Here is a 15190-nt window from a genome sequence, read left to right as displayed (position 1 = left end):
CTGGTCTCAGCCCGCCGCCGCAATCAGTTCGCGGGTATAGTCGGTCTGGGCATTTTCGAACAAATCCTCTGCCGTGCCCATTTCGACCACATCTCCGTTTCGCATGACGATCACGTTGTGCGACATCGCCCGTACCACTTTCAGGTCATGGCTGATGAACAGGTATGCCAGTCCGTATTTCTTTTGCAAATCGCGCAGCAGATCGACGATCTGAACCTGAACCGTCATGTCCAGCGCGCTGGTCGGTTCGTCCAACACCAGCAGCTTCGGTCGCAAAACCATCGCACGTGCAATAGCGATGCGCTGGCGCTGACCACCTGAAAACTCGTGCGGATACCGGTCCATTGCCGCAGGATCCAACCCCACTTCGGTCATCACCTCAGCAACCAGTTCACGCGGCGCGCGATGAGGGTCAATGTTGTGAATTGCCAGACCTTCCGCGATGATCTGCTGACAGGTCATGCGCGGGCTGAGACTGCCGAACGGGTCCTGAAACACAATCTGCATGTCTTTGCGCAAGCGGCGCAGCTCTTTCGTGGACCATCTTCGCACATCCTGATCACGGAAGGTGATGGCTCCTTCAGACGCGATGAGCCGCATGATCGCCAGTGCCAGCGTGGTCTTGCCCGAGCCGCTTTCGCCGACAATCCCCAGAGTCTCTCCCGCGCGTACGCTGAGCGTGGCGTCATTGACCGCCTTCACATAGCCAACTGTACGCTTCAGAAATCCGCGCTGGATCGGGAACCAGACCTTTAAGTGATCAGTGCGCGCAACCTCTTCCGCGTCTGAAGCAACTGGTTCGGGCTGGCCCGAAGGTTCTGCCGCCAAAAGTTTGCGGGTATAGGGATGCTGTGGGTTGTCAAAGATGTCCTGCGTCGCGCCCGTTTCGACAATCTCACCATCCTTCATCACACAGACCCGGTCAGCGATCCGGCGCACGATGCCCAGGTCATGGGTGATGAACAGCATCCCCATGTTTTCGGATCTCTGCAATTCGGCCAGCAATTCGAGAATCTGCGCCTGAATGGTGACGTCCAGCGCAGTCGTCGGTTCATCGGCGATCAGAATGTCCGGCTTGTTGGCCAGCGCCATTGCGATCATCACCCGCTGCCGCTGTCCGCCCGACAGCTGGTGCGGATAGCTGTCCAACCTGTCCTCGGGGTCGCGGATGCCAACCTTGGTCAGCAGCTCCAAAACCCGACCCCGCGCCGCGTCACCGGCAACACCCTGATGCAGGGCAAGGGATTCAGCCATCTGTTTCTGAATGGTGTGCAACGGGTTCAGCGAGGTCATCGGCTCCTGAAAGATAAAGCTGATGTCGTTGCCCCTCACATCCATCAGATGCTGTTCTGAGGCGCCGATCATCTCTTGTCCGTCGTAGGTCACAGACCCTTCGACCAGTGCGCTGTCACCCAGCAGTGAAACAGTCGACAAAGCCGTCACGGATTTCCCTGACCCGGACTCGCCCACCAACGCAACGGTTTCACCCCGATCCACGGTAAAGGACACGCCTTTGACAGCAGCGCTGACCTGACCGTCCTGCCGGAACGAGACCTTGAGGTTGTTCACATCCAGCAAGCTCATGAGAAGGTCTTTCTAGGATCAAACGCATCCCGCACGCCTTCGAAAATGAAGACCAGCAGCGACAGCATGATGGCAAAGGTGAAGAAGGCTGTGAAAGCCAACCACGGGGCTTGAAGGTTTTGTTTGGCCTGCAAGGTCAGTTCCCCCAGCGACGGGGCCGAGGATGGCAAGCCAAAACCTAGATAGTCGAGCGAGGCGAGACCACCGATTGTTCCCGTAACAATGAACGGCATGAAGGTCAGCGTGGCGACCATCGCGTTGGGCAGCATATGGCGGAACATGATTGTCATGTTGCTCACCCCCAGCGCCCGCGCGGCGCGAACGTATTCGAGGTTTCGGGCCCTTAGAAACTCGGCACGTACGACACCCACCAACCCGGTCCAACTGAACAGGATCATCAATGCAACCAGCAGCCAGAAACCTCGGCCCAGAACAGCGAACATAATGATGATGACATAAAGCGACGGGGTCGCTGACCAGATCTCGATGATCCGCTGAAAAATCAGGTCAAGCCAACCGCCAAAGAATCCTTGTAGGGCCCCGGCGAAAATACCGATCAGACTGGCGGCGCCTGTGACAATCAGAGTGAACAGGATCGACAGGCGAAAGCCGTAAATCACCCGGGCCAGTACATCGCGTTTGGTGTCATCGGTACCCAGCAGGTTCTGACCGTTGGGCGGCAAGGGTGCGGCACCCGGTCGGTCTACCGAAGTGTTGAAGGAATATGGGATCAGCGGCCAAAGCGACCAGCCACGCTCGAATCCTTCCGCCTGGAAAGTCCCGGCGTCAATCTTTTCGATGATGCCTTCGGGATCGTCGAAACACTCTTCCAGGCCGCCGCTGTCGATCAGGCATTGAACTTCAGGATCGCGATAGATCGCCTCGGTCTGGAAGTCCCCACCGAATTCGGTTTCAGCATAGAAATTGAAGATCGGCGCATAAAACTCACCCCGGTACTTCACGAGGATGGGTTTGTCATTTGCTATGAACTCGGCGCACAGAGACAGGCCAAACAGTACCGAAAAGATAATGAGTGACCAGAAAGCGCGCCTGTTGCGGCAAAAGTTGTTCCAGCGACGCTGATTCAGAGGGGACAGTGCCATTTACCCCTCCCGCTTTTCGAAGTCGATGCGCGGATCGACCAGCACATACATCAGATCGCTGATGATGCCGACGACCAGCCCCATCAGGCCAAAGATGAACAGTGTGCCGAAGATCACCGGGTAATCGCGCGCCACGGCTGCTTCGAACCCCAGACGGCCCAGACCGTCGAGCGAGAAAATCGTCTCGATAATGATCGACCCACCAAAAAACACGCCGATGAAAACAGCTGGAAAACCGGCGATCACGATCAGCATCGCATTACGGAATACATGACCATAAAGCACCTTGCTTTCACTCAGGCCCTTGGCTCTGGCCGTCATGACATATTGTTTTTTGATTTCATCCAGAAACGAGTTCTTGGTCAGCAGTGTCAGCGTCGCAAAGGCCGAGATTGTCAGCGCGATTGTCGGCAACGCAATGTGCCAGAAGTAATCCGCGATCTTGCCGAAGAAACTCAGGCTGTCCCAGTTATCCGAAGTCAGACCGCGCAGCGGGAAGATTTGCCAATACGATCCACCGGCGAACAGCACCAGCAGCAAAATGGCAAACAGGAAGCCCGGTATCGCGTAAGCCACAATGATCATCCCGCTGGTCCAGGTATCGAACCGCGAGCCATCCTTGACCGCTTTGCGAATGCCCAACGGGATCGAAACCAGATAGGCAATCAACGTTGACCACAAGCCCAGCGAAATCGAAACCGGCATCTTTTCAAGCACCAGATCAATCACGCTGATCGAACGGAAATAGCTTTGCCCGAAATCCAGTGTCAGATAGTTACCCATCATGATCACGAACCGCTCCAGCGGCGGTTTGTCAAAGCCGAATTCCTTTTCAAGTTCAGCAATGAACTCGGGCGGCAAGCCCCGCGCGCCGACGTATTTGTCGTCGAAAACGCCGCCTCCCGGTTCAGAACCAGCGCCAGCATCACCCCCACCCGCAAATCCTGCAAAGACGTCACCCTGCCCTTCGATCTGCGCGATTATCTGTTCGACCGGTCCACCCGGCACGAATTGTACCAGCGTGAAGTTGACGATCATGATACCCAAAAGGGTTGGAATGATCAGCAACAAGCGTCTTAGAATATAGGCGCCCATGTTATCGCAGTGCGCCTTTCGCTTTCAAATCGGCCTCTTTTTCCGGATTGATCCACCACAAATCCAGATGGCCCAGCGAATAGGGTGGCAGGTTTTCGGGGTATTCGTACATATCGTAATACGCCGTCCAATAGTCAGCGATGTATCCTACGGGAACTACGAAGAACTCATACCGCAGGGCGCGATCCAACGCCATCAGTGCTGTGTCCTGATCCGCCTGATTGTCGGTTTCAAAAGATGCTTCGATGATTGCGTCAACCAGGGGGCTAGCCAACCCGGCCGGATTAAAGAGGCTGAATGCAGCTTCTTCCGATCCATACATCTGGCTTAACCCGCCACCGGTGGACAGGAATGACCCGTAACGTGTGGAGTAGACCATATCGTAATCCCGCTCGCGGCTGCGCAGAGTGTACTGCGCCGGGTCAACCTTTTCAGCCGAAGCATCCACACCAATAGACTGCAAGTTCTGAACATAGGTTTCGATCATGGTGGCGGTCGATGTCGGCAGATTTGAAGGATACGGAATATTTAGCTTCAGTGTCTGTCCTTCGGCATTGCGTCGCACATTGCCATCGCCAACAGGCCACCCGGCCTCGTCCAGTATTTTCGCTGCTTTGCGAAGATTTCTCCGATCGTTCAGACGTGCAGGGTTTGACACGTGCGTTATAACAGCAGGCTCTGTCAGAAGGTCTTCGGGTACAACGTCACCCAACGCTTGCAAAAACGCCAGTTCATCGCCTTCGGGCAGATCTATTGCTGCAAGCGGGGTACCTTGAATAAAGGAATCGCGCGGCGAATTCAGACCGAACAACAGAGACTCGTTTGCCCATTCAAAATTGAAGGCCAGAGCAAGGGCTTTACGGACGTTCTTGTCTGCCAACTGCGGTTTTCCGAGATTGAAAACAAAACCCGAGGGGGTAGGTGGGCTGCCATCCGCGATCTCATCGCGAACGACCGATCCTTCGTTCAGCTTCGGGAAATCATACCCCGTCGCCCAAAGCTTGGGGTCGTTCTCGATACGCAGCGTGTACTCACCAGCTTTGAAACCTTCGAACGCCGCCGTCTGATCAGCAAAATACTCGACGCGGATTGTGTCGAAATTATTCCGACCAACGTTGAACGGCAAATCCTTGCCCCAATAATCATCGCGACGCTTGTAAACGATCCGACGATTGATGTCATAACTGTCAAGCTTATAAGGACCTGATCCAACCGCTACTTCCAGGCGAGGCTCATCCAGGCGTCTAGACTCATCCGCTTCGAACCACGCTTTGGAAAATACGGGGGTCGCGCCGACCGTTTCGATCAGGCTGCGGCGGGTTACTTCGGGGTTAAACGAAAACTTGACGGAATGTTCATCCAGCGCTTCAGCCCCAGTCACCATGCGACCTACGGCCTGCGCGTACGAGGGCAAGCCCTGTTCGATGAACAGGCGGTGGCTATAGACGACATCTTCCGCCGTTACCGGAGTGCCATCCCAAAAGGTTGCTTCGGGCCGTAAGTGGAAGATGACGTAGTTGCGCCCTTCGTCATATTCCAGGCTTTCTGCCAATACTCCGTAATATTGCCCGACACTGTCATCCGAACTTTCAAAAAGGCGATCATATTGCAGCGTCGTCAATGCGCCAGCGCGCCCTTTTCGGGAATAGGGATTGAGAGAATCGAACGTACCCGAGGCCGCCAAAGAAAGCTCGCCACCTTTGGGCGCATCCGGATTCACGTAGTTCAGGTGCGTGTAATCAGCGGGATAATCCAGATTGCCGAAATACGAGTACCCATGACTGCTGGTGACACCCTCATCCGAAGCCTGTACGAATTGCGGAGCGATCAAAGCAGTGCAAAGCCCCAATATGCCAACCCAGGGCCGTAACTTCAGATCACGTGCAGCGGGCATCAGGGATATCATGTGGCTCGTCCTTTGGGTCATGGGCATCTTAAATGTCGTAACAGCTAGCTAAATAGCCAACACTGACAAATTCAAGTTTAGAACGCGTGAGCGCTTTGTGAAGTTTCCTTCAGACAAAAAAAGCCGCTGCGTATGGCAGCGGCTTTCGAATTCTTTGATCTGTCAGGCAATCAGTTGCCGATTGTCTGCAGGTAAGCGATCAGGTCTGCACGGTCCTGCGGCTTTTTCAGACCGGCAAAACTCATCGATGTGCCCGAGATATAGGCACTTGGGCGCTCAATGAACGCATCCAGCGCTTCAGGTGTCCAGTTGCCGCCATGCGCCTGCATACTGGCCGAGTAACCGGTAAAACCATTGGCCGAGGCGACCGGGCGATCAACAACGCCGTACAGATAAGGGCCAGTGCCGTTTGCGCCGTCTTCCAGCTTGTGGCACGCGGTGCACTTGCGGAATACTTTAGCGCCTTTCTCAACGTCAGCGGCGGCCAGCAGGTCTTCGAAGACCACTTCTTCGCCGTCGGCGCTTTCGCCCGAGCTTTCGGTTTCGATAATGTAGGCGGCCTCAGCCGAGCCATGGCCACCGGAAGAATAGAGGACGGTTGCCCCCCATTTGGCCAGAAGCAGCACCAGGAAAGTGCCGAACAGGCCTGCGGCGGCCTTGGTAACTGTCATCGTGTCGAACATTGATCGCGTGTCCATTTCAGCTGTCTGGGCTGCTGTCTAAGGCTTCCCCTTGCGAGAGGCAAGGTATAGACACCGCGACGAAACGACAAAATCGCGAACTTGTTGCATGGAATCGACCAAATGACCAATCGCATTGCTTTTCAGGGCGAACCCGGCGCCTACAGTCACGAAGCCTGCCGCAACGCTCGGCCCGATATGGAAGCCCTGCCCTGCCGCACATTCGAAGATGTGATCGAATCGGTTCGTTCCGGTGCCGCGGATCTGGCGATGCTTCCAGTCGAAAACACAACCTACGGCCGGGTTGCCGATATTCATCGTCTGTTGCCCCATAGCGGGTTGCATGTCATCGACGAGGCATTCGTGCGGGTGCATATCAACCTGTTGGCTGTCCCAGGCGCAAAACTGGAAGACGTCACCGAGGCCCATTCCCATCTGGTGCTGCTGCCGCAATGCGCCGGTTTTCTGAAACAGCATGGCATACGCGGACGCGTCAGCCCGGATAACGCGCGCGCCGCGCGCGAGGTGGCCGAGGTAGGCGACCCCCACTCTGCTGCGTTGGCCAGCGAACTGGCGGGTGAGATTTACAATCTGAATGTTCTGGCCCGCCATATCGAGGACAGTGACGACAACACGACCCGTTTCCTTGTGATGTCTCGCCAGTCCGATCTGTCACGTCGCGGCGAACACGGCATGATCACCAGCTTTGTGTTTCAGGTCCGCAATATCCCTGCGGCGCTGTATAAGGCGATGGGCGGCTTTGCCACCAACGGGATCAACATGACCAAGCTGGAAAGCTATATGGTCGACGGATCCTTCACCGCGACACAGTTCTACGCAGACATAGTCGGGCACCCTGACGACCGAAATGTTCAACTGGCCATGGATGAGTTAGAGCATTTCACAACCAATGTTGAAATCCTGGGCGTCTACCCGGCAGCGCAACCGCGCGGCTAGGGTTCTATTCCTTCGATCGGGTAAATTCAGACTGGCGCAGGTTGCTGCGCCACACCTGAAGGATCGTTTGTACATTAAACTCGACACCTACAGTTGAGTTTATTTCCATATCGTAGACCCTTCCGGCATGGATTTCAGAGTGATCCTGCGCTGCGCTTCCAATTGGACGATCACCGCGCAAACGCTCACGTGCGTTTAACTCCGCGACCGGACAGTGAACTGCAACAAAAAGCACGTCGAAAGGTCGAAGCAGCCTGTGCAGATCTTCGACCCAACCCGGGGTGTCCAAAATGTGTTCCACGATCAGATTGTTGCCCGCTGCAGCATATCCCGCCAGCGACTGATGAAATCCGTCAAAAACCGCAGATCTGTCAGCGCGCCAATCAAACTCTTTGTTGCGGTATCGAGTCAGCGGCAAAACCCCGGACTCGCGCAGATGATCAATGGAAATGTGCCAGAACGGCAGTTCGATCCTCTGCTGCAAGGCCCGCGCTGTGGTCGATTTTCCGCTGCTCGATGCGCCGTGCAGAAAGATGATGTGCGACATCCGGGCCTCTTCCGCTTAATCAACACAAGAAACAGAGTAACAGTATTCTCTATGCACCATGCAGATGACGCTGTTCCAACTCACGCGCAAATTCACTCAGCCGGGATTGCAGCTGTTTGCGAAACCGGGACTGGCCCAACTTCACCGATTGCAGCAACAGGCGCGCAGGCAAAGTCTTGGCCGCCAGAGACATCTCAAGGCTCAGGCGCGTTCTGCGTGGCGATAGGGCCAGAAAATCCACACTCGTCAGACCGGTCATGCCCTTGCTGCTGGCTTCAAAACGCATTTGCGAAGGCCGGTCGCAATCTGTCATCACCACTGACATCTCGCGCAATTTGCCGCGCAGCTTGAACTCTGTCTGCCATTCAGTTCCCGCAGCAAAGATCGCCTCCGAATCCGAGCGCCTTACGTCGATTCCCCGGCGCATTGCCATACGTTCGAACCGCTCGAAATCCGACACCATATCGAACACCGCGTTAATTGGGGCTTCGATATCCTCTCGCGCTAAAAACTGCATGATACCCTTTGAAGATTATGGCCGCGCCTATATTTCGTTAGTCCAACGTATCCGCAAGCCAGTTCTCAAGAAGAAAATGGGCGATTGCACCTTTTCGGGCGGGCAGCAGGTTTGGATGGTCCCCGGCAAATGCCTGCATCATCTCGGATTTACTTACCCACATGGCCTCTTCAATCTCGACGGGATCAATCACGATGTCACGCGACAACGCCTCTCCCGCGCAGCCAAACATCAACGAAGCTGGGAATGGCCAGGGCTGACTGGACAGATAGGAAACGTCCCCAACGGGCACGCCCGCCTCTTCCATCACCTCGCGGCGCACGGCGGCTTCCAGGGTTTCTCCGGGCTCGACAAAGCCCGCCAGCAACGAAAACATACCCTCGGGCCAACCCGGAGACCGCCCCATCAGCACACTGTCCCCATGCGTGATCAGCATGATCACAACCGGGTCGGTGCGCGGGAAATGTTGCCCGCTGCATGACGGACAACTGCGTTGCCAACCGCCTTGCGATATCTCACTGGTGGCACCGCAGCGGGCGCAAAATCGATGCGTTTCGTGCCAGCCGATAACCGCTTTGGCCGTCGCGGCCAGTTCGGCATCCCGCGCCGACAATCGCGTCATGATCCGGCGCAATTCGGCGAACACATACCCTTCCGGCAAATCCGGGTGCTGCTGTTCAGACTTGTCTACGAACTCGCCCAGTCCGGTCAGGTCCAGACCTTCTGCTGTCCAGGCCGAGATATCCACCGCAAAAAAAGGCGCGTCTTCGGCGGTCATACCCAAAAAGACCGGGATCTCAGCTACCCCACCGGGCCCGTCGCTGACCAGCGGATGCGTCATCGGCAGTACAGCAAGCTGATCCAGCCCGTCGCCTGCAACCAGGATTTTCCCCCGCCACACCAACATGCACTGTGCGGTCGGATTGCGCATCGCTTCGGCAAGTGATTCGGCATTCCCGCGCAAATGGGCGGCCCGATCCAGGCCCGAGCCGCCAAACGTCACCTGCTCTGCGTTTTTCATTGGATGTCCTTCTGGTCCTGCGCACAGGGCTGCCATGTCTGTGCCCGTGTTGCAATCGCAATTCCGGCTCTTGCAATACGTGAGACTGCCGCCGAAAAGCCGCATGGTAGCCTCGGAAAAATCATTTAAGTTACGCCCTGTACCATTTGATCAATTACCTTAGTCAAAAGCAGACTTTTTAAAGTGAAGCAAAACCCATCGACTCAGACACGCCCTGCAAAGGACTGCGGACGCGTACGCATTCTGGCCACGACCGACCTGCATATGCATCTGACAGGTTTTGACTATTACACAGACACACCGGACCCGACGCTTGGACTGACGCGTACCGCCAGCCTGATCCGTGCAGCTCGCCAAGAAGCCAGTGATGCGTTGGTTCTGTTGGTGGACAATGGGGACGCGATACAGGGAACTCCACTGGGCGAGTGGGCAGCGCGGAACGACACGCCGCATCCGTTGATGCAGGCCTTCACAAAGCTGGATTATGACGCCGTGGGTCTTGGCAACCATGATTTTGGGTTTGGGTTACCAAAATTGGACAATATCCTCTCACAAGCCCCGTGCCCGGTTCTGTGCAGCAACCTGCATCGTTTGGACGGTCAGCAAACGTGGCAGAGGTATACGATACTGGACCGCACCGTACCAGTGGGCGACCAAAACATACCCCTTCGTATCGGCCTGATTTCCGTTCTTCCGCCGCAGACAACGTGCTGGGAAGAGCATCACCTGAACGGAACGGTCATAGCCGAAGACATCCTAACCACCGCCCGCGAGCTGACAGAGCTTTTGCGCGCCAAAGGGTGTGATCTGATCGTGATGCTTGCCCATTCCGGGCTGGGCCAATCAGAGGCTGCAGAAGGTATGGAGAATGCCGTCATCCCTTTGGCCGCCATCGACGGAATCGACGCCATTGTTGCCGGGCACACGCATCTGACCCTTCCAAGTCGCGCCAATGCCAACTCCTCGTATCTCAATCAAACAAAAGGGTTGGTGCACGGGACACCGGTTGTCATGGCCGGTTCTGCCGGGTCTTACCTTGGCGTAATAGACCTAGTTGTCGCTCCGCGGCCGGATGCCGGGTTCAGCATTGCAGAGTGTCGCGCAGAACTGCGCCCGTTTCTTGTGGCCGGCGCTGCAGTTGACGAAGATCAGGACATGGTGCGCCTGCTCGCCGATGCCCATCGTCAGACCCGTGACGCAGTAGCCAAACCTGTCGCGCAAGTGTCAGACGCCATGCATAGCTATTTCAGCTTCTGCCTGCCAGATCGCGGGCTGGCTCTGGCCGCCGCTGCTCAGGCCTCTGCAGTGCGCCCTTTCTTGCATGGTTCCGCGTTGGAAGAGTTACCGCTTCTGTCAGCCGTTGCACCGGCCAAAAGCGGCGGACGCGCTGGCCCCCGACATTATACAAATGTACCGGCGGGACAAATATGCCTGCGCCATGTTGCTGACCTGTATCCGTATAGCAATGAGTTGCGTGCGATCCAGATCAATGGTGTAGAATTGCTGGATTGGCTTGAAATGTCGGCAAGTGTGTTCAACCAGCTTGCGCCCGATTTCGAAACGGATCTGATCAACCCCGAGCGGGCCGGATATAATTTCGACGTCATCTTTGGACTGTCCTATCAAATCGATCTGTCGCAACCTGCACGCTTCGACGTCGAAGGACGGGTGATCGACCCAGACAACAGGCGGGTTCGTGATCTGCAAATTGGTGGCCAATCCGTTCCTCCCACACAAAGGTTTGTTCTGGCTTGCAACAGTTATCGCACCAGCGGAGGGGGGCATTTTCCTGTGGCATCCGCAGCCCGGCATATCAATCTGCCGCCTCTCGATATCAAGGACCTGGTGCGGGATTATCTGTCTGATCGCCTTCCTCTCGATCCAATAACGCGGCACCCCTATCCGTTTACATTGGCAGCCCAAGCGGGCACAAAAACCGTACTTCGAACAGGTCCGGGTGCCCTTAAACACATTGATGAATTGCTCAAGTTCGATCCCAAGGTGCTCAGCCCCGATGACACAGGATTCGAGCGTATCCATCTGATGTTCTGACGGGTTGTCTTTTTCCTCTGCCTTCCCTATATCCAGAGTCGAGAGGTTGGCGCGGGCGAGCGCCTCGCCAACCTGGTCAGGTCCGGAAGGAAGCAGCCACAACGAGCCCCGCTTGGGTCGATGTCCAACCTCTCACTTAATGAACGTTAGCCGCAGGAGGGCTTTATGATTGCAACAAAAACCCTTCGGGCAGTACGGTTCTGATCTCACAATACCAGCCGACTGCCTGAACACATGACCCGGGGATGCGCGATCGCCATCCGTTGGGATTGCTGTTTCTGACAACAGGCAGACCAATGCATTCTTCTCTTTCGGACCTGGGGTGGTCCTCTCATTTTGCCGCGCAACACGCGGCTCATTCTTCGTGTACGCCGTTTCGCATCGCTTCTGTTCATCGGGACCGCCTAATCGGGCTGAACCCAGAGGGCGAATTTCCACTGCTGACCCCTGATCAATCGACCGGTAGCTATGCCGTCGGAGACTGGGTTCTAACTGACAACGACAAACGCGTTCACCATCTGCTCGACCGGCGCAGCCTACTGCAACGACGAGCTGCAGGTACAGGTGCTGCGACGCAACTGATCGCAGCCAATGTCGATGTGCTGTTCATCGTCAGTTCGTGCAACGCAGATTTCAACCTGCCCCGGCTAGAGCGTTATCTGGCGCTTGCGCATCAAGCAGGATGTTACCCAGTCATTGTCCTGACAAAGGCTGACAAATCTGATGACCCCAAGCGTTTCTCGGGACAGGTGCAGGCCCTGGACCCGTATCTGACAGTTCTGGCAATCAACGCACTGGACCCAGCGGAAATTGAAACGGTTCTGTCCTGGTGTCCTAAAGGCCAGACGGGCGCGCTGGTTGGGTCGTCAGGTGTTGGCAAGACGACACTGTCCAACGCCTTGACCAATAAGGATTTTGCCACGTCAGGTATTCGAGAGGACGACGCTCGCGGTCGGCACACAACTACGGCACGCGCATTACATCGGACGCGCAACGGTGGCTGGCTGATCGACACGCCTGGAATGCGCGCTTTGCGCTTGCTGGACGCTCAGGACGGTATCGATGAAGTTTTTTCAGACCTCACCGAACTTGGCCTGAACTGCCGCTTTTCAGATTGTCAGCACGACTCCGAGCCAGGCTGCGCGGTACAGCAGGCGATCAACCAAGGCGTGCTTGATCCTGCCCGTTTGGATCGCTGGCGAAAACTTCGGCGCGAAGATCAGCGCAACTCGGAATCTGTCGCCCAATCCCGGGCGCGGGACAAAGCGTTCGGTAAGATGGTGCGGGGTGTCATGCAGGAGCAAAAACTGCGCAAAGGGCGATAGCTGGAAGGTGTACGTCAATTCGTGTGCCGCGCCTGGTCAAGCGATCAGGCGCGGCCATACTGCCGCGTTGCGCCGTGCAAATGCTCCGATATGGCCAATCTCCGGCAATCCGAAATCATCAGACCTAAGCAGGTGCCGCTTAGCCTCAGCTCCATAAAGGTCGGCAAGCCGCCAGACCGCTTCCGGCGGGACCATCTGGTCGTCTTCGAAAGTGAACAAGTCCACGGGTGTACCAGAGCCGTCCCAACGCGTCTCCGGAAGGTTTTGTCCGATTTCAGGCACATAACCCAAAGGTGCCGTGCACCATTTGCGCCATTGCCAGTAGACCGACGCCGGCAAGTCCGCGCCAAACCCGATTGCCTTTCCCGGCAGATAGCCCAGTGCTTTTACCAGCAATGGCGCGTGCCCATACCAGAACACAGCGGCCAATCCTCGGTAAGGCCACGGGTGATCACTCAGGGTCACTAGACCCGAACACACGGAAATCATTCGATCGATCAGATCAATATCCGGCTGAACCGGCCCCAGCATCGCACCTATCGAATGACCAATGGTCCACTGCTGCGCATCAGGATAGCGCCTGCGCATTTCCGCCCGCGCCGCTGGCATGTCGATCAAAGCCCAATCCGCCATTGTCGCACGTGCATCCTTCATACCGCCGGTCAGAGAATGCCCGAAATCCCGGTAGTCATATGTCAGGCACGCCATACCTCGCTCGGCAGCCAGCCAACGTGCGAAGTGGCGATAATAGTCGCGCGGCACGCCTGTTGCGCTGTTCAGAACAACCACGGTCTCGGGTTCTGTGATCGGTCGGTATAGCCGCGCTGATAGGGTCGTCGACCCGGACGGAAAGAGGAAATCTTCGGTCAAAACCGACTGCTCTGTGTCCAACATGATCCCTGACCCTGCGCTGAAAATTGACTTGCTTACCTTCAATAGTGAAGACTCTAAGCGGGAACTTTCCACCCATCCAGCATGACCAAACGTCGGGCGAAAAGATCAGCTTGACTCGGCACCGGGTCAGACGCTAGCGGTTGTGTGATGGTTCCTGTCCCCCACAAGGGGTCGGGATGAAAAGGGAACACGGTGCGGTTCAGCCTGGTCATTCAGGTGCAAACCAAATCCGCGACTGCCCCCGCAACTGTAAGCGGTGAGCGATGCCAAAACACCACTGGCCCCCAGGGCTGGGAAGGTCGGCAAAGCCAAGACCCGCAAGTCAGGAGACCTGCCATCGGAATTGAAACCGAAACTCGGGCGGGGTGTCCGGGCAGGTCCTGACTGCACTTTGCCGTCCCACCTGACCCGATCTTCCTGTCCAACACGCGCGGAGGGCGCAGGATGATCTGGAAGACAAAGACACATGAATACAGCGCAACGGTATGTCAGCGGACAGGCAAAACCTGCCCCGCCTTGGCGCGACTTGCGCGCTCGGTTTCCGAGGCTATGACTCAGGCCACAGCGGCCACAGGCGACGAATTCGAGTTTGATGGCGGCAGTGAATTGGCGCATTGCGCGGAAGGGTGCCACGCAACCATTCGAGCTCAATCAGACAGAATTCGCATCTTTTGCGGCACACAGTCTGAAGCTCAGCCCGAGGACCTGAACGCGTACGCCGATCTGATCTTTGGGAATACGTTCACCACCTTGCCGTCCGGCCTCATTGCAGACCCACCCTGCGCGATAATCGAGGTTGTAGCGCTGCAGCCCCGCAAACCCGTGCACGCGCCTGAACATCTTTCGGCCTAAGACTACACGACCTGAGTCTGAAATTCCCGTGCCGCCCAGGCCAGTTGGGCATCTGTTTCCACGGCACAGGGACGCAACGCCCGCAAACGCTCAAGGGCCTTGTCTGCCCGCTCGCCGCATTCGACCATCAGCCTCAGGACAACCATCCCCGACCTGCCGCAGCCGCCCCGACAATGCACCAGCACCCGGCCTCCTCCAGCCAGGGCGTGCCGGGCGGCGGCGCTGACGCCGGGCCATGCCTCTTCAACTGCTGCAGTAGGTGCACCAAAGTCTTCGATCGGCAGATGCACCCACCGGCTCGCGCGGCTTTGGATATCGCTGCCGAAATCCTGAGCCCCATGCTGAAGCATCTCGACATCCGTTGTCATTGAAACAACAAGCCCCGGCTTCCATGCCGCAATCGTTTCAAGATCACCCCCGTAATCACCACCGCGTCCGGGCATCGACGTCAGGGCAAGCGTTCCCCCTGCGACTTGCAAGGCATAGATAACCAGCTGCGACATGAACCTGTGTCCTCCACCCAGAACTCGTTACAAATATGAGTCTTTAAATCTGTTGGAACAGCTTAGTGCGAAACCGGCCGGTTTCTAAATCAAAAATCATCGCGCCATGCTGTGGACGTAAACGACAGCGGCCACTACGCTGTGCCGAAGCCCC

At 56.5% G+C, this 15190-nt stretch carries 14 protein-coding genes, 1 other RNA gene and 1 riboswitch; of the genes, 5 read left to right on the top strand and 10 right to left on the bottom strand.

The window, feature by feature from the left end:
* Window positions 1-6: 6 nt before the first annotated feature.
* The 5 genes from ALB80_RS15530 to ALB80_RS15510 form a co-directional block, all read right to left on the bottom strand.
* Window positions 7-1584 carry an ABC transporter ATP-binding protein gene (locus ALB80_RS15530; protein WP_050604999.1) on the bottom strand — a complete coding sequence of 526 codons (1578 nt, stop codon included), beginning with the start codon at window positions 1582-1584 and terminating at the stop codon, window positions 7-9.
* Window positions 1581-2687, bottom strand: coding sequence for an ABC transporter permease (locus ALB80_RS15525; RefSeq protein ID WP_050604998.1), 1107 nt, complete (start codon window positions 2685-2687; stop codon window positions 1581-1583). Before ALB80_RS15525 ends, ALB80_RS15530 begins: the two co-directional genes overlap by 4 nt.
* Window positions 2688-3782, bottom strand: coding sequence for a microcin C ABC transporter permease YejB (locus ALB80_RS15520; protein ID WP_050604997.1), 1095 nt, complete (start codon window positions 3780-3782; stop codon window positions 2688-2690).
* A 1-nt stretch (window position 3783) separates the two neighbouring features.
* Entirely contained in the window at window positions 3784-5688 is a 1905-nt protein-coding gene (locus ALB80_RS15515) for an extracellular solute-binding protein (protein ID WP_050604996.1), read from the bottom strand.
* Between the two features lie 170 nt (window positions 5689-5858).
* Window positions 5859-6371, bottom strand: coding sequence for a cytochrome c family protein (locus ALB80_RS15510; protein WP_050605039.1), 513 nt, complete (start codon window positions 6369-6371; stop codon window positions 5859-5861).
* A 120-nt stretch (window positions 6372-6491) separates the two neighbouring features.
* Here ALB80_RS15510 and ALB80_RS15505 point away from each other — a divergent pair, with 120 nt between their 5' ends.
* Window positions 6492-7325, top strand: coding sequence for a prephenate dehydratase (locus ALB80_RS15505; protein WP_050604995.1), 834 nt, complete (start codon window positions 6492-6494; stop codon window positions 7323-7325).
* 4 nt (window positions 7326-7329) lie between these two features.
* Here ALB80_RS15505 and ALB80_RS15500 read toward each other — a convergent pair whose 3' ends face one another.
* The 3 genes from ALB80_RS15500 to nudC are packed head-to-tail and all read right to left on the bottom strand — an operon-like array spanning window position 7330 to window position 9410.
* The gene (locus tag ALB80_RS15500; RefSeq protein WP_050604994.1) at window positions 7330-7872 is read right to left on the bottom strand and encodes a chloramphenicol phosphotransferase CPT family protein; all 543 of its coding nucleotides are present in this window, start codon (window positions 7870-7872) and stop codon (window positions 7330-7332) included.
* Window positions 7873-7921: 49 nt separating this feature from the next.
* Entirely contained in the window at window positions 7922-8389 is a 468-nt protein-coding gene (locus ALB80_RS15495; RefSeq protein ID WP_050604993.1) for an SRPBCC family protein, read from the bottom strand.
* 37 nt (window positions 8390-8426) lie between these two features.
* Complete coding sequence (gene nudC / locus ALB80_RS15490; RefSeq protein WP_050604992.1) at window positions 8427-9410, bottom strand: NAD(+) diphosphatase; 984 nt, start codon at window positions 9408-9410, stop codon at window positions 8427-8429.
* 183 nt (window positions 9411-9593) lie between these two features.
* Between nudC and ALB80_RS15485 the strand changes: the two genes are divergently transcribed.
* The 3 genes from ALB80_RS15485 (at window position 9594) to rsgA (ending at window position 12787) form a co-directional block, all read left to right on the top strand.
* Window positions 9594-11462 carry a bifunctional 2',3'-cyclic-nucleotide 2'-phosphodiesterase/3'-nucleotidase gene (locus ALB80_RS15485; RefSeq protein ID WP_050604991.1) on the top strand — a complete coding sequence of 623 codons (1869 nt, stop codon included), beginning with the start codon at window positions 9594-9596 and terminating at the stop codon, window positions 11460-11462.
* 39 nt (window positions 11463-11501) lie between these two features.
* Window positions 11502-11600: signal recognition particle sRNA small type (ffs, locus tag ALB80_RS21905), an RNA gene on the top strand.
* A 158-nt stretch (window positions 11601-11758) separates the two neighbouring features.
* Window positions 11759-12787: a ribosome small subunit-dependent GTPase A gene (gene rsgA / locus ALB80_RS15480; RefSeq protein ID WP_050605038.1), complete on the top strand. Its 1029-nt coding sequence runs from the start codon at window positions 11759-11761 to the stop codon at window positions 12785-12787.
* 36 nt (window positions 12788-12823) lie between these two features.
* On the opposite strand, the gene ALB80_RS15475 is transcribed toward rsgA, so the two are convergent.
* Window positions 12824-13681: a hypothetical protein gene (locus ALB80_RS15475; RefSeq protein ID WP_050604990.1), complete on the bottom strand. Its 858-nt coding sequence runs from the start codon at window positions 13679-13681 to the stop codon at window positions 12824-12826.
* A 131-nt stretch (window positions 13682-13812) separates the two neighbouring features.
* Window positions 13813-14035, top strand: a riboswitch (cobalamin riboswitch).
* A 90-nt stretch (window positions 14036-14125) separates the two neighbouring features.
* On the opposite strand from ALB80_RS15475, the gene ALB80_RS15470 reads away from it, so the two are divergent.
* Window positions 14126-14533 (top strand): hypothetical protein, encoded by a 408-nt coding sequence (locus ALB80_RS15470; RefSeq protein ID WP_050604989.1) that lies wholly within the window; start codon window positions 14126-14128, stop codon window positions 14531-14533.
* A 2-nt stretch (window positions 14534-14535) separates the two neighbouring features.
* Here the strand turns inward: ALB80_RS15470 and ALB80_RS15465 are convergent, their stop codons facing one another.
* A complete protein-coding gene (locus ALB80_RS15465) occupies window positions 14536-15036 on the bottom strand; it encodes a protein-tyrosine phosphatase family protein (protein ID WP_050604988.1) in 501 nt (166 codons plus the stop codon).
* Window positions 15037-15190: the final 154 nt, after the last annotated feature.

Source organism: Ruegeria sp. 6PALISEP08, from assembly GCF_001238295.1.
GTDB lineage: Bacteria > Pseudomonadota > Alphaproteobacteria > Rhodobacterales > Rhodobacteraceae > Ruegeria.
The sequence above is the reverse complement of the archived record's forward strand: the minus strand, read 5'-3'. Positions and strand labels throughout refer to the sequence as shown.